The following is a 19295-nucleotide window of genomic DNA, read 5'->3' as shown; positions in this document are numbered from 1 at the left end:
GAACAATGAAACGTACAAAAATCGTATGTACTGTAGGTCCGGGAACGGATAAATTTGGTATCTTAGAAGATATGATGCGAGCTGGCATGAACGTGGCTCGTTTCAACTTCTCTCACGGATCTCATGAAGAGCAAGCAGAGCGCATGCAAATGGTGCGTGATGCGGCGATGATTGTAAATAAACCAATTGCTTTATTGCTCGATACAAAAGGCCCAGAGGTGCGCCTTGGTCTATTTAAAGAAGGGAAAGTATTCCTCGAAGCAGGTCAACAATTCACATTGACTACAGATGATGTGGAAGGCACAAAAGAGCTTAGCTCTGTTAACCACAAAGGTCTTGTAGGGGATGTGTCCGTAGGGGACAAAATTTTATTGGCCGATGGCCTTGTAACCCTTACTATCGATGCTATCGAAGGCAATAATATCATTACCACAGTTCAAAACAGCGGTGAAATCGGTAATCGTAAACGCGTGGCTGTGCCAGGCGTAGCGCTTAGCTTGCCACCTGTATCTGAACAGGATGAAGCGGACTTGCGCTTTGGCTGCCAACAAGGTGTAGACTTTGTAGCAGCATCCTTTATGCAACGCGGTAAAGATATCGTAGCCATCCGTCGTATTCTTGAATCCGAACAAAAAGATATCAAGATTATCGCAAAAATTGAAAACGCTGAAGGCGTTAAAAACATTGATGAAATCTTGGAAGTAGCGGACGGCCTCATGGTGGCTCGTGGTGACCTCGGTGTAGAAATCCCTGCCGAAGAGGTGCCAGTACTTCAAAAAATGATGATCGAAAAATGTAATGACTTGGGTAAACCAGTTATTACGGCAACCCAAATGCTAGAGTCCATGATTCAAAATCCACGTCCTACACGGGCGGAAGCAAGTGACGTAGCCAATGCCATCTTAGATGGTACTGATGCAATCATGTTGTCTGGTGAAACTGCAAACGGCGCATACCCAGTAGAGGCGGTTACGACTATGACACGCATTGCTGAGGTAACAGAACAAGCTGCTATTTACGATAGTAAGAGTCGTGCTCGTCAAGATGTGGATATGACGACTACCAGTGCTGTATGTTTAGCAAGCGTGCGCATCGCTCAAAACCTTGGGGCCGCTGCTATTTTGACATGTACTGAATCTGGTCATACGGCAATTAGCACTGCTCGACATCGTCCGGCTTGCAAAATTATTGCTGTAACACCGCATGAAGAAACAATTCGCCGCATGCAATTATGCTGGGGTGTAGAGGCTATTAAAGGTCATGAAATCGTTAACTCTGATGAAATGGTTAAACAAGCCATTACAGGTGCTCTTGGCACAGGTGCCATTGAGTCTGGTGACTTAGTTGTGGTAACGGCTGGCGTACCATCTGGTGCGACAGGTACTACAAATATGATTCGCGTTCATATTGCAGGCCAAGTACTATTGTCTGGTAATGGTATTTTGCGTAAATCCGTTACAGGTACTGTATTTATTGCTGCTAATCATAAGGGCAATTATGAAAGTTTCAAAGACGGCGACATCCTCGTTGTAGGTACAATGGAGCCTGAATTGATGGCAATTGCTAAACGTGCAGGTGGCATTATCGCTGTTGAAGACGGTTATACCTCTGACAGTGCTATTGCAGGCATTACCTATGGTATTCCTGTAATTTTAGGTGCTAAAAACGCTCATGACGTACTCCTTGAAGGCCAAGAAGTAACTATCGATGGCGAACGTGGTAAGGTGTTTGCAGGTATTGCAAATGCTCGATAATCTTTATTGAGTGATAATTAAATAAGGAGGGATAGTATGAATCCATATAATGTAACAGGTCCTACTGCAACTGAGGTTGCACAGGTTGAAAGTATCGTATCACAACGATTAAAAGGCTCTTTCTTGTGGATGGTTGTAGGTTTACTTACTACTATCGGTGTTGGAGTCGCTGCGTTGGCAAATCCAAACTGGCTACGCTTTGCGTACCAAAACTTTAATATTATTCTATTAGTTGAATTAGGCGTAGTATTCCTATTTAGTGCTCGTGCGTATACTGCCAATGTTATGACTTTAAAAGGCATGTTCTTCCTCTACAGTGCATTGAATGGTCTTACATTGACACTTATATCCTTGAGATATAATGTATTTGAAGTAGTTATTCCAGCGTTAATCGGCACGTTAGCGTTCTTCATCGGCTTTGCCGTGGTAGGGGCTACTACGAAACGTAATTTGTCATCCCTAACACCATATGTAATGGCTGCCTTACTTGGTATGATCATCGTATCTTTTGTGATGATAGGGGCTCGCTACTTTAACTGGGCTGTACTTAGTGGCTTTAGCGATACTGTTAGCTTAGTTCTAGGTTATGTAGGGGTTGTAGTATTCTCCATTTTTACAGCTATCGATGTAAACCGCATTAAAAATAATGTGACACAAGTAGCGCTCTTGGAGGATGAAACCATTTTAGACCGCATTGAAATCACAGGTGCTTTGAGCCTATACTTAGATTTCATTAACTTATTCTTATCCTTATTGCGCATCTTTGGGAATAAGCGATAAAAGGAGATTGTATGGACGATAGAGAATGGCAAACCTTTGTGACTGTTGTGGATGAAGGCAACATTTCAAGGGCTGCAGAAAAATTATTTTTATCACAACCGGCATTGAGCTATCGGTTGCGTCATATGGAAAAAGCTTTGGGCCATTCTCTGTTGTTACGGACTGCTGAAGGAATTGCCCTCACGGCACAAGGCGAAATTTTCTATGATTACTGTAAAAGAATGATGCAAGACCAAGAGGCGTTGGAGCATGCTATGAACTCAGCGTCTGGCAAGATTCAAGGGACCTTAAAAATAGCATCATCTATCAACTTTGCAGATTATGAATTGCCTTCCTTATTACAATCTTTTCGGGAACAGTATCCGGACGTGCATATTCAAGTTAAGACTGCTTTCAGCCATCAAGTAGTAAAAATGTTTAATACTGGTGACTGTATGGTTGCCTTTGCTCGTGGTGGTTATGATGTGTCTGGTAAGTCTGAACTACTATTGGAGGAACCATATTGCTTGGTTTATAAAGAATTAGTACCCCCTGAATCCCTTGAGAAGGTACCATTTATCAAGTATCAGACGGATGCATCTGTGGCTAATATTATCGAAACTTGGTGTGCTGAACATTTTGAAGAACCACCTAGTGTTGCGATGGATGTAAACTCTATGAGTACATGCCGTCACTTTGTGCGCGCAGGACTCGGTTGGTCTATCTTGACATATATGGGACTTGGATCTTGCAAGGATAGAGATATTTACGTAAGTCCATTGCGTAGCAAAGATGGTACGTATATTTCCCGTGATACTAATATGGTGTATACAAAGGATGCAGAAAACCTTGTAGTAGTTAAGACCTTTATCGAGTATGTTCGGGATTACTATAAAAAACATACCGTAGTAGATAATAGTATTTTTAGAGAATATAAAGCATAGGTCGTTACTTATCCATGCTATTTCAGTATTAGACTTTTTCGATATAATAGGTCATAATAAAGATGTCTCGAAAGAGCAAGGCAGTACCATGTAAGTGCATGTATACCCCCTTTGGGGACGTATACATGCATTTTTTTCATTTGGGGCTGTAAATCTATGCTCAAAATGCATAAAAAGTATGAATGATAGATATAAAAGTTTTTATAACCCCTATAAAGGTAATCTATTATTCATAATTCTTTTAAGCATATATAATGAGTGTAGACAAAAACTCCTAGAGTTCAATAGTTGATAGTCGCGTATCACGAATTTCTGGGGTAGTGTTAGGATGAACAGTATATGCCTATGTTTATAAGAAAGGAAAAAACATGGAAAGACTAGTAAAATTAGCCGTTATTGTGCTAATTCCAATTATCCTCTGGTTTACAACTCCACCAGCAGGGCTCTCTGCGGAAGCGTGGCGCCTCTTAGGCTTCTACATTGCAGGTATCGTAGGTTTGATTTTAAAACCATACCCAATTCAAATTATTTTATTAGCTGTATTATCTGCTTCTGCATTATTCTTAGACAATGCAAAAGATATCTTGGTAGGTTATGGCTCCACGGCATTGTGGATGATCATCGCTGCGTTCTCTTTGAGCGTTGCGTTTGGTAAAACTGGCCTTGGTCATCGCGTTGCATACCATTTGATTAATGCATTCGGTTCTACTGTATTACGTCTTGGTTATGTAACAGCACTTCTTGATTTAGTATTATCTCCAGCTACACCTTCTAACACAGCACGTGCGGCTGGTATCGTATATCCAATCAACTTATCCATTGCTGAATCCATCGGTTCTTATCCTGGTGACACTGCTAAACGCGGTGGTTCCTTCATCTTGATGAATGGTTATTTCGTAACAAAAATTACATCCTTCATGTTCTTAACAGCAATGGCTCCTAACGTGTTGGCGTTGGACTTTGTTACTAAAATTACTGGTCTTACTATGAACTGGGTTGAATGGGCATTAGCATTGGCCTTACCTGGTCTTATTATGTTGATTTTTGTACCACTTGTAGGTTACTGGATTGATCGCCCTGAAGCAGTAAAAATTGACAATAAGAAATTAGCTGCTGATGGCCTTGCCAAATTAGGACCTATGAAAATGTCTGAAAAAATCTTGGCTGTTGTATTCATTCTTGCTCTTCTTGGTTGGGCATGGCCTTCTATTGGATATTTTTTCCCAGCTATTGCTTTTGATTTGAGTCCTACAGCAGTAGCATTAGTTGCTATGACTATTGTGTTCTTTTCTGGTATCATCACTTGGGATGACATGGTTCAAACTAAAGCTGTTTGGAATACATTCATCTGGTTCGGTGCTATCCTTGGTTTATCCACTGCTTTAACAAAAGCTAAATTCTTTGCTTGGCTTGCAGCATTTATGCAAGCAAACTTGGCACTCGATGTATCTCCACTCGTAGTTGTATTGATTCTTTCTGCTATTAGCGTAGTCATTCGTTACTTATTTGCTTCCAGTACTGCATATATTGCATCTATGCTTCCAGTATTCTTAACTGTAGGTATGGCGGCAGGTGCAAATCCTGTTATGTTCGGCCTTGTGTTGCTTGCAACAAATGCGTTTGGTGGTCTCGTAACTCACTACGGTGCATCTCCTGGTCCAATCATCTACTCTGCAGGTTACAATAACTTGAAAGATTGGTGGACTGCTGGTGCAATCTTAGCAGTATTGAGTTGGATTCTACTCTTTGTAGTAGGTATCCCTTGGTGGACTTTCATCGGTATGATTTAATCACCATATGATTTTATAATCAATATTGTTTTAACGGCACGGACCAGACATTCGCGACACGTCTGGTCTTTGCCATTTGATATATTTTTTAGTGAAAGGATGCAACATGGCACAATTAGTAAAAGCTGCACAAGCTGGCTTCGACGAAAAAAATGATGCATTAGTAACGGTTGAACCGATTGCTAGCGGTATCGAAATTGAATTAACATCCAAAGTTATCCGTCAATACGGCGACCAAATTAAATCCGTTATCTTGAACACAGTAAAAGAAGCTGGTTTTGATGGCGTAAAAGTAATTGTACAAGATAAAAATGCTTGGGATTACACAATTAAAGCTCGCGTATTAGGCGCATTGGAAAGGGGGAGCAAAGCATAATGGCTAACGATAAAACATTCCCAGAAGTTAAAACAAATCCATTAACAGAGGCTGCTAAAAAACGTTTGTCTCGTTCCATGATGTTCGTACCTGGTAATACACCTAAAATGATTAACAGTGCTGATATTCACGGCGCTGATTCCATCATGATCGATATCGAAGACTCCGTTCCTGTAACAGAAAAAGATACAGCTCGTCTTTTAACTGCAGAAGCTTTGAAATCTCGTAAATTCCGTGCAGAAACAGTTGTTCGTATCAACCATCCTACACAAACTCCTTACGGCTATGACGACCTTGATGTAATCGTTCCAGCTAAACCTGATATGATTCGTTTACCTAAAACTGAAGATGTATCTGAAGTTGAAATCGTAGCGAAGAAAATTGAAGAAGTAGAAAAAGCTAATGGCTGGCCAGAAGGCACAATCAACATTATTGTAGCTATTGAATCTGTTCGTGGCTTGTACAATGTTCGTGAAATTTGCCATGGTCCTCGAGTAGTAGCTATTGCTCTTGGCGCTGAAGACTATCGTGCTGACCTTCGTACAGGTAAACATAAACCAGCTGTTGAATTGTTATTCGCTCGTCAAACAATTCTTCACGCAGCACGTGAAGCAGGTATCCGCGTAATTGACACTGTATTCTCCGACGTGAAAGACCCTCAAGGTTTCCGCGAAGAAGTTGAATTCATTAAAGCTTTGGGTTACGATGGCAAATCTTGTATCCACCCAAGCCAAATTAAAATTATCCACGAAGTATTCACTCCTGACGAAAAAGAAATCGCTCACTCCGTTAAGGTATTGAACAGCTATGCAGATGCATTACGCAACAATAAAGGCGTAATCTCTGTAGATGGTAAAATGATCGATGGTCCTATCGTAGTTCGTGCACAACGCGTTGTTGATAAAGCACGTGCAGCAGGCATTAAAGTTGAATTAGAGGAAGGAGCAGAATACGATGTTAAATAAAGTAGGTCGCGATATCCCAACAAATATCCCAGCACTAGAAGGTCGCGAAGTATATCAAGGTGAATTCGCCATTGAACCTAAAGCTCATCGCGCAGGTAAACCTGTACACATGAGCCGTGTGGGTACTAATAAAGTACTTGCTTCTATTGACGAAGCAATCGAAAAAGCTGGCGTAAAAGATGGTATGACATTGTCCTTCCATCATCATTTGCGCAATGGCGACTATGTAATGAAAATGGTTATGGAACGCGTTCAAGCAAAAGGTATTAAAGACATTACAATTGCGTCTTCTTCCTTGTCTCCATGCCATGAGTTCTTGGTAGAAATGATTCAAGACGGTACTGTAACAGCTATTGAAACATCTGGCTTGCGCGATCGTCTTGGTAAATTCTTAACTCAAAACCCAGGTGTATTGAAACGCCCTGTAGTGATTCGTTCTCACGGTGGTCGTGCTCGTGCTATCGAATCTGGCGAAGTTCATATCGACGTAGCTTTCATGGGTGCTCCTACAGCTGACCCACGTGGTAATGCTACTGGTCGTATGGGTAAATCCGCATGTGGTGCTCTTGGTTATGCTAAAGTTGACTCCCATTATGCAGATACAACAGTTATCATCACAGATAACTTAGTTGACTACGTACACAACTATGCAATCCCTCAAACTGACGTAGATTATGTTGTTGAGGTTGAAAGCATTGGTGATCCAGAAGGTATCGCTTCTGGTGCAGTAGGTTTCACTAAAAACCCTATCCAAATCAAAATCGCCGAATTAGCTGGTGAATTCCTTGACCAAGCTGGCATTATTAAAGACGGTTTCGTATTCCAATTGGGTGCTGGTGGTGCTCCATTGACTGTAGCAAAATTCATTGCTGAAAAACTTCGCAAACGCGGAGAAGTAGGTGGCTTCGCTATCGGTGGTGCTACTGGTATCTTGACTGGCATGCTGGAAGAAGGTTTGATCCGTGCTATTTACGATACTCAAACTTTCGATACTACTGCAGCTGCATCTTTGGATAAAAACCCTGCACACATCGAAATGTCCGCTTCCATGTACGCTAACCCATGGACTGACTGCACTACAAACTACCTAGACGTAGTATTCCTTGGTGCTACTGAAATCGACCTTGATTTCAACGTAAATGTAATGACTGACTCCAACGGTGTATTGATGGGCGCTTCCGGCGGTCACTCCGATACAGCAGCAGGTGCTAAATGCACAGTTATTACTTGTCCATTGATCCGCGGCCGCTTACCAATGATCCGTGATAAAGTAGCTACTGTAATTACACCAGGCTCCTCCGTTGACGTACTTGTTACTGAATACGGTATCGCAATCAATCCAGCTCGTACTGATTTAATTGAACGCTTCAAAGATAGCAACTTGCCTATCTTCACAATTGAAGAATTACAACAATTAGCATTTGATTTAGTAGGTAAACCACAAGATATTCCTGTATCTGATAAAGACGAAGACATCATCGCAATCGTAGAATATCGCGATGGCTCTATCATCGACGTGGTTCGCAAACCTCTATAATTGAGTAGTGATGAGAGTCCGGTAGAAACTGTAACGGTTTCGCTGCTGTCTCATATCCCATGCTGATTAGATAATATAAAGACCCTCTCTATAGTCTTTGGACTCATAGAGAGGGTCTTTTATGTATATAAAATGTTGCTTGAGTAATTGTAGTATAGATGAATATACGATATACTATAAGGTAAAGGAGGTGTTTTATATTACGTTTTATCTATAGGAGAGAGCATATGAGCCAAGTATTTAAACAGGATTTAACAGATAATTCAGTTCGTCCTGGCGGTTTGTTTTTCGTTGAGTTATTAATGCCAAAGCAGTGTGATATGCCTAATCGAGATACAATGGTAGAGGTATTCACAAAGCATTTAGGTCCTGTTGATTGCTTTAGTTATGGCGTTGAATCTGCTGGTTTTGCACCTCAGAATTATAAGGTTCATTACGAGGATAACGATGCAGATATTTCACCAACCTTGATGGTGACGAATTGTGAAAAAATCGACAAACCTGTACTAGATGATTTTACACGTAGTCAGGTTTGGGATTGTCCAAATGTAGTTGACTTGCTAGATGAGTGCCAATATAGAGTATTTGCTACAGACATGTTAGCTTCGGGTTTAGAACCTAAAGAACGAGCTGATATGCTCGTGAAATATGTAGATGCGTTGTTAGAGTTATATCCATCCTGTAAGGCCGTTGTCTTTGGTCCATCTCGTAAGTTCTTAAGTCGAGAAACCATTGAAAATCATCCTGATAAAGCTGTAACACGTTTTATTTATTATGCCGTAAATGTGCGATATTTTAGCATTCAAGGCACAGATGACATGATGGTTGATACGATAGGTATGAACACCTTATTCTACCCTGATTTGCAGTATCACTTTCACGGTATGAACCCCGATGAAATTGTAAATCATGCGTATAGTGTATTGTATTATATCTTTGAGCACGATAATCCTATTGATGACGGGCAAACGATTGCAGGCTTAGAAAATGGAGATATGAATCCAGATATTAAATGGGCGGTTCAGTATGAGGACTCCTTAATTCAACCTGTTCGAACTGTTATAGATATTAATATGGGAGAATATGCATCGGGTACTCGTTAGTTGTTAATCGATGAAAGGTGTGAGCATTATGAGTAATCAACGTATTTTTGACATGGAACTTGTGAAAGTTGAAAGTTTGGAGAACGCTGTTAGGACGCCATTTTATCAAACTGATTCCACAGGTGGTTCAGTATGGGTTATTAAACCTGGTCAAATCTTACCAAAACATTATCATCATCACTCTGATGATATATGGGTTATATTGCAAGGCAAGGGTGTATTTTATCCAACGCCTAATACAGAGGTGCCTTTTACAAAGGGGCAAGTTATAGTATCTAAAAAGGGTGAATGTCATGGTGCAAAAAATACTGGAACGGAAGATATTGTCTTTGTGAGTATCGTTGCTCCAGTGCCTGCTGATTATGATCCTGTTAAGACTAATTAATATGAAAGCACTTTATAGTATTTTCTTCTCTTGTGATAGAGATATATTCATACTATAAAGTGCTTTTTTATTTTATACAGTCATTTCTAGCGAATATACCTTTTCTATTTTATATGTCATTATTTTGGTTTTACTATTCCTATTTGTTATTTCTATATTCTATATAATTCCATTGACAGAGGACTTTTGTTTACTTAAGATAATAAGGTATGTAATATCTTAAGTAGTAGAAAGGAATTATATGAACTCATCTACAGCAGAGCCTCAAAGTGGGGTTATTGATTTTAAAGACTTTACGAAGCGTCGTATGCTACACGTAGTCTTGCCATTATTTATTGTTTCTATTATTGCCTTTTTGGACCGTGTAAATATTGCCTATGCGGGCTTAACCATGAAGGAGAATTTACCATGGTTGACACCAGAGGTATTTGGTATGGGGGCCGGTATCTTCTTTATTGGCTATGTATTATTTGAAGTCCCTGCATCCCTAATCGCTGCTCGCTGTAATGCTATGCATTGGGTAGCACGTATTATGTTTAGTTGGGGCCTAGTATGTATTCTTATGACAACGATGACCACAGAGTTGGAGTTTTATATTTATCGATTCCTTCTTGGTCTATGTGAAGCCTCTTTATATCCTGTAATTTATTCGTTACTCATTCCAAATTGGTTCTTGCCAAAGGAGCGTGCAAAGGCAATCTCCTTGATGTTAACATCTTTATTGTTCTCTAATATCATCGGTGGTCCATTGGCAGGTATCTTACTTGATACAACATTCTTTGGTCTTCATGGCTGGCGCACACTCTTTATCGTTGAAGCTATTCCTGCTGTGATCTTTGCGTTCATTTTCGCATTCTGGATGAAAGAGCGTCCTGAACATGCATCTTGGGTAACTGATGTAGAAAAGGTATATATTAAAGCCGAGCTTGAAAAAGAAGAGCAACAAAAGCAAGCCGCAAAGAAATATACTATTTGGCAAGCGTTAAAAGACCCAAAAGTATTGCGTTTAGCGTTAATCTATTTCTTGTGGGTTATTGGTTTCTGGGGCTTTAGTTTTTGGATGCCTCAAGTTCTTAAAAGCTTATCTGGATGGCCACCAAGCGTGGTAGCGTGGTCTATTGCTATTCCAATGACAGCAGCCTTACTTGTACAAATATACTGTGGTTACTCTTCTGAAAAGCGCAATGAAAAACGTTGGCACGTTGCTACTACATTGTTCATTGGTACTATTGGTTTCTTAGCAACACCACACAGTCCATCTCCAGAAGTTAGCTTATTCTTTATATGCTTAACTGCAGTAGGTGTTTACGGTGGTATGGGTGTATGGTGGACCATGCCAACAACCTTCTTATCTGGCGCTGCTGCAGCGGGGGCGATGGGACTCATTAACTCTTCAGGTAATATGGGGGGCTGGGTAGGTCCTTATATGCTTGGATTCATCAATGGTCACACTGGTAGCTTTGCTTATGGTTACTATGTAATGGGGGCTTGTATGTTCCTTGCTGGTCTATTAATTTTGACACTTCCAAAATCTATGGAACATAAAGAGGATTAAGTAGAGCTATATTATAGATAACTAGATTATAGACAACTTAATAGGAAAATATTTAACGAATGCTTCAATGGTGTGATTTTGGATACTATTCAATTTTATGTTACAATTTACAAAATAGTATTATTTAAACTTGAGGAGACAAATATTGAAAGAGTGTAGACCTAAGTTTGATGAAATTACATCATTTGATGAATTTAATAAATATTATTGGTATCGTGATGAACTTTCACAAATATGTAAATCATTAGGATTAGAATATAGGGGAACAAAACAAGAACTCAATTATATTATTGAGCAGTACTTTAAAGGCGATTTAATTAAAAAATCATCAATAAAAAATAGAAGAAGGCAAGTGGAAAGTATTACTTTAGATACACCATTACTTGAATGTAATTTTTCCTTTAATACGAAGTTTAGAGAATATTTCTCTGCTTTAATAGGTGTTTCACGATTTAAATTTAATGCTGATATGGCTACTGCCTGGAGAAAAGTAAAAAGTGAAAAAAATACAAGCTTTACAATTGGAGATTTGCTGAAAGTATATTATGGTGAATCAGATTATGCAAAGTATGATAATTCGGTTTGTCAATGGAATCAATTTTATAAGGATTTTTGTGCAGATGAATGTAGTTGCAATTATTCGAATAAATTAAAAGTAGCATCTATTATTTGGAAAGAAGTTAGAGATTCAGAAAATGAAAAAATTTATTCAAATAATCTTTTAACTGAATATGCATATAAATTAGAAGCGTATCGCAAGTAGAAGCAATTCGTCATTGCAGAGACGTATGGGAAAACTAGCAATTAAATCTATCAAATAATAACGATAAAAGCACCTTATATCCTATGAGAAGTGTCATTTGTGATGACTTTTGTAGGTATATAAGGTGCTTTTATTTATTCCTGATTTCTTTATTGATTTTGTTTTGTTACATCAGGCACTTTCCCAGGGTTCATATCGAGGTTTAAATCCGTCGATTTGAATGGGGAAGGATTAGCTTCTGGTGGTCGCACTTTAAGCTCTGGGTGCAACCATTGTAGTTGTTTCAGTTCCCAGTCGTACTTGGCACCGTCGTTTTGTAATTGGCGAATGTCTTTAAAGATACCATCCAGTTGGTCACTATGTTTATTAGCCATCCCTTCTAGGATGTAAAGGCGACCAGCTACACTATCAACGGAAGAACCATCGTGGTCTTCATCGACACGCCATTGTAGTTCTGAAATTTGTATTTGCTGGAAGATTATAACAATTACCAGCACGATAATAACGCCCCACATGGGTGTTTCTTTAGCTTTCAAAAGGGCCCGCAATTTAGATGCGAGCCCAGATGGTTTATTCATTATTGACGATCCTCGAGTTGTAATCCAGGTAATGGTAATTTGGAATTTACAAAGTCTAACCACAAGCGAGAAGCATGGGAGAGGTAATGACCTTTTTTCCAAATAACATAAAGTGTATGAATGATTTCTGGTACAAGTGGACGTACAACGACCTTGGAACCAACCTCTGTATTTTCACCTACCTCAGGGCAGAGGCGAGATGGTAACAATGCGATGGCAAGGTCTGCACTAACTGTTTGCAACATAAGATCACGTTGGCTTGTTTCAAATACGATATGAGGTTGGAAACCTGTATGTTTACAAGCCTTGATGATTTCGTCATGCAAATTAAAGTCGTCTTTGTGCAATACGAAAGACTCATCAGCTAGCATTTCTAAACGAATTTCTTTTTCTTTCGCAAGAGGGCTAGATTTTGGAACGATAACGGAAAGAGGATCACTAGTGAGGTAGAAGGACTCAAATTCTTTTGGATTTGGTTTCGTACAAATGATACCAATATCAATCAAGCCTTCTTGAACACTAATCTCAACTTTTTTAGAACCTTGTTCATAAAGTTCTAATTCAATTTGTGGATATACTTTTTTGAACTCCCCTAAAAGCTGAGCGAAGATAGGTGCATCGGTAATTGGTGGAATACCAATTCTAATGGAACCTTGTTCCAAACGAAACTCGTTTTCAAAATCAGTTTTTAGATGTTCAAACATGAATACTACGCGTTTTGCGTGGGTTAAGAAGATGGTACCCCCATCAGTAAGTTCTACAGATTTAGCATTACGCATGAAGAGAACAACACCAAGTTCGTCTTCTAAAGCTTTAATAGTACGGCTGATAGCGGATTGGGAGATGTGCAAATTCCGCGCAGCTTTACTAAAGCTTTTTTGATCAGCTACTTCAACGAAGTATTTCAAATGATGAAAATCCATAATTAACCCCCTAAAAATAAAATCTGGTTATGGGAAGTGACCTGTACTAAATGAGAATAGTTATTACTATAACGCAATTAGCTATTACTTTATGTAAAGCATGGATAGCAATATTGGCAAAGCGACAGTCACTGTATGTGTTGCGTTGATAGGGCCCAGCACGTTATAATGAGCATATAGGGCTATATCAAGTTATGATATTAGGAATTATGGTTGTGCCCAATACAAAAGTATGTTCACACATAATGCCATATTATATATAACATATATATTATTGCATTATTTTTTCATGTGCGCAAGTTTGTAATGGTTGTTATTCCTAAACATAATGATAGATTAAGCAAGTGTTCTATTTTTGCTAAATGCTTAAGGAGGCAATAATCACATGAGTCGTAAATTTAAAACTATGGACGGCAACCAAGCGGCTGCTCACGTTTCTTATGGTTTTACAGAAGTTGCTGCGATTTACCCAATCACTCCATCTTCCCCAATGCCAGAACACATTGACGAATGGGCTGCGTCTGGTCGTAAAAACATCTTCGGCAACACTGTTCAAGTTGTAGAAATGCAATCTGAAGCAGGTGCTGCTGCCGCAACTCACGGTTCTTTACAAGCTGGTGCATTAACAACAACTTTCACATCTTCCCAAGGTTTGTTATTGATGCTTCCTAACTTATACAAAGTAGCAGGCGAATTACTTCCAGGTGTATTCCAAGTAGCTGCTCGTGCATTGGCTGCACACGCTTTGGCTATCTTCGGTGACCATCAAGACGTAATGGCTGCTCGTGCAGCTGGCTGCGCTATGCTTGCTGAATCCTCCGTACAAGAAGTAATGGACTTGTCCGCTGTAGCTCACTTGACAGCTATTAAAACTCGTGTACCATTCATCAACTTCTTCGACGGTTTCCGTACATCCCATGAAATTCAAAAAATTGAAATCTGGGACTATGAAGATTTGAAACCATTAGTAGACATGGACGCTGTTAAAGCTTTCCGTAAAAATGCTTTGAACCCAGATGCTCCTGTAACTCGTGGTACTGCAGAAAACCCTGACGTTTACTTCCAACATCGCGAAGCATCCAACAAATTCTACTTGAACGTTCCTGACGTTGTAGAACATTACATGAACGAAGTTAACAAATTGGCTGGTACTAACTACCAATTGTTCAACTACCATGGTGCTCCTGATGCAACTGACGTAGTCGTTACTATGGGTTCTTCCGCTCAAGTAGTTCAATCCACTGTTGACTACTTAAACAAATTGGGCCGTAAAGTTGGTTTCATCAACGTTCACTTGTTCCGTCCATTCGCAACAGATCGTTTGTTGAAAGCTCTTCCTCAAACAGTAGAACGCATTGCAGTTCTTGACCGTACTAAAGAACCAGGCGCTTTGGCTGAACCATTGTTCTTGGACGTACAAGCTGCTGTAATCGACGGTGGCCGTAACGTAAAAGTTATCGCTGGTCGTTATGGTTTGAGCTCCAAAGACGTTATCCCTGCAGACATCGTAGCTGTATTCGATAACTTGGCTGCTGAAAACGGCAAGAAATTCTTTACATTAGGTATCAATGATGATGTTACATTCTTGTCCTTGGATCGTGCTGAAGGCGTAGAAATTGAAACTCCTGGTTTGACTGAATGTAAATTCTGGGGCTTCGGTTCTGACGGTACTGTAGGTGCGAATAAATCTGCTATCAAAATCATCGGTGACCACACTGATATGTATGCTCAAGCATACTTCGACTACGACTCCAAAAAATCTGGTGGCGTAACAATGTCTCACCTTCGTTTTGGTAAAAACCCAATCAACTTGCCATACTTGATTACTGAACCTCAATTCGTAGCATGTCACCGTCAATCTTACGTACATGAATACGACTTGATCCGCGGTATCAAAAAAGGCGGTACATTCTTATTGAACTGTACTTGGTCTCCTGAAGAATTAAACGAACATTTACCTGCTAAATTGCGTCGTCAAATCGCAGAAAAAGAATTGAACTTCTACATCATCAACGCTGCGAAAATCGCTTCTGAAATCGGTTTGGGCGGCCGTATCAACATGGTAACTCAAGCTGCATTCTTCAAATTGACTGAAATCATCCCTGTAGATGATGCTGTTAAATACCTTAAAGAATCCGTAGTAACTTCTTACGGTAAAAAAGGTCAAAATATCGTTGACATGAACAACGCTGCTATCGATCAAGGCGTTAACGCTTTGGTAAAAGTAGATGTTCCTGCTGACTGGAAAAACGCTGTCGATGAAGGTGGTCACAAAGCTAAACCAGGTTGCGAATCCTGCCCATCCTTCGTTCAAAATATTGCACAACCAATCAATGCACAAGCTGGTTATGATCTTCCTGTATCCACATTCGCTGGTTATGAAGATGGTACATTACCTGCTGGTACTGCTAAATTCGAAAAACGCGGTCCTGCATTGTTCGTTCCAAAATGGTTACCAGAAAACTGTATCCAATGTAACCAATGTTCCTTCGTATGTCCACATGCTACAATTCGTCCAATCTTGGCAACTGAAGCAGAAGTGGCTGCGGCTCCAGAACATTTCGATACAATCCCTGCATTGGGCGCTAAAGACCTTCAATTCCGTATCGCAGTATCCCCATTAGATTGCTTGGGTTGCGGTAACTGTGTTGATATCTGTCCAGCTCCTAAAGGCAAAGCTATCGTAATGACTTCCATCGATTCCGAAATCGAACAAGCTGAAGCATGGAGCTACGGTGTTAGCCTTCCTGTAAAAGAAAACCCTATGAAGAAGGAAACTGTTAAAGGTTCCCAATTCGAACAACCATTGTTCGAGTTCTCTGGTGCTTGCGCAGGTTGTGGTGAAACTCCTTACGCTAAATTGTTAACTCAATTGTTCGGCGACCGCATGATGATTGCCAATGCAACTGGTTGTTCCTCCATCTGGGGTGCTTCCATGCCTGCATCTCCATACACAACTAACCAACAAGGTCAAGGTCCTTCCTGGGCAAACTCCTTGTTCGAAGACAATGCTGAGTATGGTTACGGTATGTTCATCGGCGTTAAGAAAATCCGTCAACAATTAGTTGAAGTGGCTTCTAAAGCTGTTGAAACTGCTACAGGCGAATTGAAAGAAGCTTTAGAACATTGGCTTGAATTCGCTAACCTTGGTGCGGCTACTCGTCAACGTTCCGAACGTTTAGTAGCAGCTATCGAAGCTGAAGGCGCTACAACTCCTGAGTTGAAAGAACTTCTTGAGAAAAAACAATTCTTGATCAAACGTTCTCACTGGATCTTCGGTGGTGACGGCTGGGCATACGATATCGGCTTCGGTGGTGTTGACCATGTATTAGCTTCTGGCGAAGACATCAACATCTTCGTATTCGATACTGAAGTATACTCCAATACTGGTGGTCAAGCTTCTAAATCCACTAATATCGCAGCAGTTGCTCAATTCGCAGCTTCTGGTAAACGTACTAAGAAAAAAGACCTTGGCATGATGGCTATGTCTTATGGTTATGTATACGTAGCACAAGTAGCTATGGGTGCGGACAAAAACCAATTGATGAAAGCTATTACAGAAGCTGAAGCATATCCAGGTCCTTCCTTGATCATCGCTTACAGCCCATGTATCAACCATGGTATCAAAGCTGGTATGGGTAAAGCTCAAGAAGAACAACGTAAAGCAGTTGCAGCTGGTTACTGGGATCTTTACAGATACAACCCTCAACTTAAAGAAGAAGGTAAAAATCCATTCTCCTTGGATTCCAAAGAACCAACTGAAAGCTTCCAAGACTTCCTTAAAGGTGAAGTTCGTTACGCTTCCTTGGCTAAAGCAGCTCCAGATGTTGCAGAAGAATTGTTCGCTAAAACTGAACAAGATGCAAAAGATCGTCGCTTAAGCTACGTTCGCTTACAAAAAGGTTTCGAAGACGTAAAATAATTCGTTATTTAACGACTAAGAACTAATAAGAGGCACCCTTTCGAGGGTGCCTCTTTTGTATATAATATAGTTAACTATATGTGGAATTTATTTTATTGTACCTTAAATTAATGCGGTCATTTCCTGAATAGCTAGTTCCTGAATTACTAATGCTTTTACAATAGGTAATATACTAGGAATTTGGTATAATATTAAATAGTTGTGCATATACTAATAGGTATATTGTACTGATATATGATTTGATAACATTAATAGTAAACATAGAGGTGCTTATGGCTAAGGATAATCAACAGATTGCAACAGACGATATGCAACAAACAATATATAAAGAGTTAGGCTATAAATCCTATCCATTTCCTTTTACTACACCTGCCTATTTGGAAGCGTATGGTACACTTGTAGGTCTTAAGCCACCAACGGCTAAAACAGCACGTGTACTTGAATTAGGTGCTACGTATGGGGGAAATATTATTTCTCAAGCTGTGCATAATCCAGAAGCAACATTTGTAGGTATTGAGCTTTCCCAAGATCAAGTGGAGAAGGGCAACAAAATTATTAGTGATGCCAAGTTAGATAATGTATCTCTATTGCAAGGGGATATTTTGAACTTTGACGAATCCTTAGGAAACTTTGATTACATTATTGCCCATGGTTTTTACTCTTGGATTAGCGATGAAATGAAGGATAAGTTGCTTGATATTATATCCCATCATTTGGCTGATAATGGCATTGCATATGTATCCTATAATACATACCCAGGTTGGCATACGATGGAAGAGGTTCGTCAACTTATGCTATTTGCTAATCGTGGTTATGATGAGTTGACTCATAAGGAAAAGGTATTACGTGGTAAAACTGTAGGTAGCCTAGTAGGTGCTCAAATTCTTAATTATGATAACCTTAAAGAGCGTAATAGTAAATTCTTAGGTGCCTTGCGTTCCGTTATGCAAAAGGATGATTATTATGTAGGTCATGACCATTTAGAACCTCATAATGATCCATGTTACTTCTATCAATTCAATGATCATTTGAAAGCTCACAATCTTACATATGTATGTGATGCTGATTTAACATTATCCATGGTTCGTACCTATGATGACAGCATCGCCGATAAACTTGAAAAATTGGCTCCTAATAGCCAAGCGGATCAAGAACAATATTTAGACTTTATGCTTGATACAACATTCCGCAAGTCTATTATTTGCAAAGAAAGTGCTGCAAAGGATATTAGCTATGATGTAGCTAATCCAGATAAGGTGAATACAGTACCTGTACGGTCTATCGTAAATAGTTTTGTATTCCAAATTCTCTTTGATGAAGAAGCATTAGAAATGTTTGAAAATGAGCTTGTGCGAGATACATTCCAAGCGCTCATTAAAGATGGTGGCACTTTCAATATGATCGAAGCCCTTGCCATTTTAAAAGCTGCTCATGATACTGCTAATGCATCTGAAGATGACTTAGAACCAGCTGTATGTGGTTTATATAAAGCTATCGTTGAACATATGGTACGCGGTGGTATTCGATTCTATAAAACATTCCCTGATAAACAGGAATATATGGAGGGCTCATCCTATGTACCAGCTCGTTTTACAAACTTTGTAAAAGCTATTGCTGATGGTGGTAGTGAATATATTTATGGTGCAAATATGTTCAATGACGCTATTGGTGATATTTCTGAAGAAGATTTATTGTTCATGGAATTATTGAATAAGCCTAAAGCCAAGTCTACTATGCTTAAGAAGATTAAAGATTCTCTCTTTAGTGCTGATAAGGCGCAAACTGGTAAACACCAAAATGCCATGGCGGAAGCATTCTATAATGAATTGACGAAGCGTATGGAACAATTAGGCTTTATTAGAAGTAAGAAAAACAATGGTCTTTCGTAATTCTTTTAAAATTTATAAGATAATATTTGGGCGATTCATATAATCTTCAGAA

At 39.6% G+C, this 19295-nt stretch carries 15 protein-coding genes; 13 read left to right on the top strand and 2 right to left on the bottom strand.

Features of this window, described 5'->3' with window-relative positions; genetic code table 11:
- Window positions 1-5: 5 nt before the first annotated feature.
- The 11 genes from pyk (at window position 6) to VRHSUH10_RS04720 (ending at window position 11931) form a co-directional block, all read left to right on the top strand.
- On the top strand, window positions 6-1754 hold the full coding sequence (gene pyk, locus VRHSUH10_RS04770; protein WP_105089659.1) for a pyruvate kinase: 1749 nt from the start codon (window positions 6-8) through the stop codon (window positions 1752-1754).
- Between the two features lie 36 nt (window positions 1755-1790).
- Window positions 1791-2534, top strand: a complete 744-nt coding sequence (locus VRHSUH10_RS04765; protein WP_105089658.1) for a Bax inhibitor-1/YccA family protein — start codon at window positions 1791-1793, stop codon at window positions 2532-2534.
- Between the two features lie 11 nt (window positions 2535-2545).
- A complete protein-coding gene (locus VRHSUH10_RS04760) occupies window positions 2546-3457 on the top strand; it encodes a LysR family transcriptional regulator (protein WP_105089657.1) in 912 nt (303 codons plus the stop codon).
- Window positions 3458-3825: 368 nt separating this feature from the next.
- Complete coding sequence (locus tag VRHSUH10_RS04755; protein ID WP_105089656.1) at window positions 3826-5247, top strand: DASS family sodium-coupled anion symporter; 1422 nt, start codon at window positions 3826-3828, stop codon at window positions 5245-5247.
- A 106-nt stretch (window positions 5248-5353) separates the two neighbouring features.
- The gene (gene citD, locus VRHSUH10_RS04750) at window positions 5354-5623 is read left to right on the top strand and encodes a citrate lyase acyl carrier protein (protein ID WP_005385629.1); all 270 of its coding nucleotides are present in this window, start codon (window positions 5354-5356) and stop codon (window positions 5621-5623) included.
- Complete coding sequence (locus tag VRHSUH10_RS04745) at window positions 5623-6588, top strand: CoA ester lyase (RefSeq protein ID WP_105089655.1); 966 nt, start codon at window positions 5623-5625, stop codon at window positions 6586-6588. The genes citD and VRHSUH10_RS04745 overlap by 1 nt, the downstream gene beginning before the upstream one ends.
- Window positions 6578-8125 carry a citrate lyase subunit alpha gene (gene citF / locus VRHSUH10_RS04740; protein ID WP_105089654.1) on the top strand — a complete coding sequence of 516 codons (1548 nt, stop codon included), beginning with the start codon at window positions 6578-6580 and terminating at the stop codon, window positions 8123-8125. The genes VRHSUH10_RS04745 and citF overlap by 11 nt, the downstream gene beginning before the upstream one ends.
- A gap of 227 nt (window positions 8126-8352) precedes the next feature.
- Complete coding sequence (locus tag VRHSUH10_RS04735; protein WP_105089653.1) at window positions 8353-9228, top strand: DUF4261 domain-containing protein; 876 nt, start codon at window positions 8353-8355, stop codon at window positions 9226-9228.
- A 28-nt stretch (window positions 9229-9256) separates the two neighbouring features.
- Window positions 9257-9613, top strand: a complete 357-nt coding sequence (locus tag VRHSUH10_RS04730; protein WP_105090031.1) for a cupin domain-containing protein — start codon at window positions 9257-9259, stop codon at window positions 9611-9613.
- Between the two features lie 241 nt (window positions 9614-9854).
- Complete coding sequence (locus VRHSUH10_RS04725; protein WP_105089652.1) at window positions 9855-11168, top strand: MFS transporter; 1314 nt, start codon at window positions 9855-9857, stop codon at window positions 11166-11168.
- A 145-nt stretch (window positions 11169-11313) separates the two neighbouring features.
- Window positions 11314-11931, top strand: coding sequence for an SAP domain-containing protein (locus tag VRHSUH10_RS04720; protein ID WP_105089651.1), 618 nt, complete (start codon window positions 11314-11316; stop codon window positions 11929-11931).
- A 149-nt stretch (window positions 11932-12080) separates the two neighbouring features.
- Here the strand turns inward: VRHSUH10_RS04720 and VRHSUH10_RS04715 are convergent, their stop codons facing one another.
- Window positions 12081-12509: a hypothetical protein gene (locus tag VRHSUH10_RS04715; protein ID WP_105089650.1), complete on the bottom strand. Its 429-nt coding sequence runs from the start codon at window positions 12507-12509 to the stop codon at window positions 12081-12083.
- The gene (locus VRHSUH10_RS04710; protein WP_105089649.1) at window positions 12509-13432 is read right to left on the bottom strand and encodes a LysR family transcriptional regulator; all 924 of its coding nucleotides are present in this window, start codon (window positions 13430-13432) and stop codon (window positions 12509-12511) included. The genes VRHSUH10_RS04715 and VRHSUH10_RS04710 overlap by 1 nt, the downstream gene beginning before the upstream one ends.
- Before the next feature lie 385 nt (window positions 13433-13817).
- Here VRHSUH10_RS04710 and nifJ point away from each other — a divergent pair, with 385 nt between their 5' ends.
- A complete protein-coding gene (nifJ, locus tag VRHSUH10_RS04705) occupies window positions 13818-17354 on the top strand; it encodes a pyruvate:ferredoxin (flavodoxin) oxidoreductase (RefSeq protein WP_105089648.1) in 3537 nt (1178 codons plus the stop codon).
- A 272-nt stretch (window positions 17355-17626) separates the two neighbouring features.
- The gene (locus tag VRHSUH10_RS04700; RefSeq protein ID WP_105089647.1) at window positions 17627-19243 is read left to right on the top strand and encodes a methyltransferase regulatory domain-containing protein; all 1617 of its coding nucleotides are present in this window, start codon (window positions 17627-17629) and stop codon (window positions 19241-19243) included.
- Window positions 19244-19295: the final 52 nt, after the last annotated feature.

The organism is Veillonella sp. T11011-6 (assembly GCF_002959755.1).
Taxonomy (GTDB): domain Bacteria; phylum Bacillota; class Negativicutes; order Veillonellales; family Veillonellaceae; genus Veillonella.
Note: the sequence above shows the minus strand (reverse complement) of the source record. Positions and strands in the feature narration are given on the sequence as shown.

What these genes read in the sequence shown, in the direction of transcription:
- VRHSUH10_RS04700 (WP_105089647.1), top strand. Translation starts at nt 17,627, where the DNA reads ATGGCTAAGGATAATCAACAGATTGCAACAGACGATATGCAACAAACA.
- citD (WP_005385629.1), top strand. Translation starts at nt 5,354, where the DNA reads ATGGCACAATTAGTAAAAGCTGCACAAGCTGGCTTCGACGAAAAAAAT.
- pyk (WP_105089659.1), top strand. Translation starts at nt 6, where the DNA reads ATGAAACGTACAAAAATCGTATGTACTGTAGGTCCGGGAACGGATAAA.
- VRHSUH10_RS04745 (WP_105089655.1), top strand. Translation starts at nt 5,623, where the DNA reads ATGGCTAACGATAAAACATTCCCAGAAGTTAAAACAAATCCATTAACA.
- VRHSUH10_RS04760 (WP_105089657.1), top strand. Translation starts at nt 2,546, where the DNA reads ATGGACGATAGAGAATGGCAAACCTTTGTGACTGTTGTGGATGAAGGC.
- VRHSUH10_RS04715 (WP_105089650.1), bottom strand. Translation starts at nt 12,509, where the DNA reads ATGAATAAACCATCTGGGCTCGCATCTAAATTGCGGGCCCTTTTGAAA.
- citF (WP_105089654.1), top strand. Translation starts at nt 6,578, where the DNA reads ATGTTAAATAAAGTAGGTCGCGATATCCCAACAAATATCCCAGCACTA.
- VRHSUH10_RS04765 (WP_105089658.1), top strand. Translation starts at nt 1,791, where the DNA reads ATGAATCCATATAATGTAACAGGTCCTACTGCAACTGAGGTTGCACAG.
- VRHSUH10_RS04710 (WP_105089649.1), bottom strand. Translation starts at nt 13,432, where the DNA reads ATGGATTTTCATCATTTGAAATACTTCGTTGAAGTAGCTGATCAAAAA.
- VRHSUH10_RS04725 (WP_105089652.1), top strand. Translation starts at nt 9,855, where the DNA reads ATGAACTCATCTACAGCAGAGCCTCAAAGTGGGGTTATTGATTTTAAA.
- VRHSUH10_RS04730 (WP_105090031.1), top strand. Translation starts at nt 9,257, where the DNA reads ATGAGTAATCAACGTATTTTTGACATGGAACTTGTGAAAGTTGAAAGT.
- VRHSUH10_RS04755 (WP_105089656.1), top strand. Translation starts at nt 3,826, where the DNA reads ATGGAAAGACTAGTAAAATTAGCCGTTATTGTGCTAATTCCAATTATC.
- VRHSUH10_RS04735 (WP_105089653.1), top strand. Translation starts at nt 8,353, where the DNA reads ATGAGCCAAGTATTTAAACAGGATTTAACAGATAATTCAGTTCGTCCT.
- nifJ (WP_105089648.1), top strand. Translation starts at nt 13,818, where the DNA reads ATGAGTCGTAAATTTAAAACTATGGACGGCAACCAAGCGGCTGCTCAC.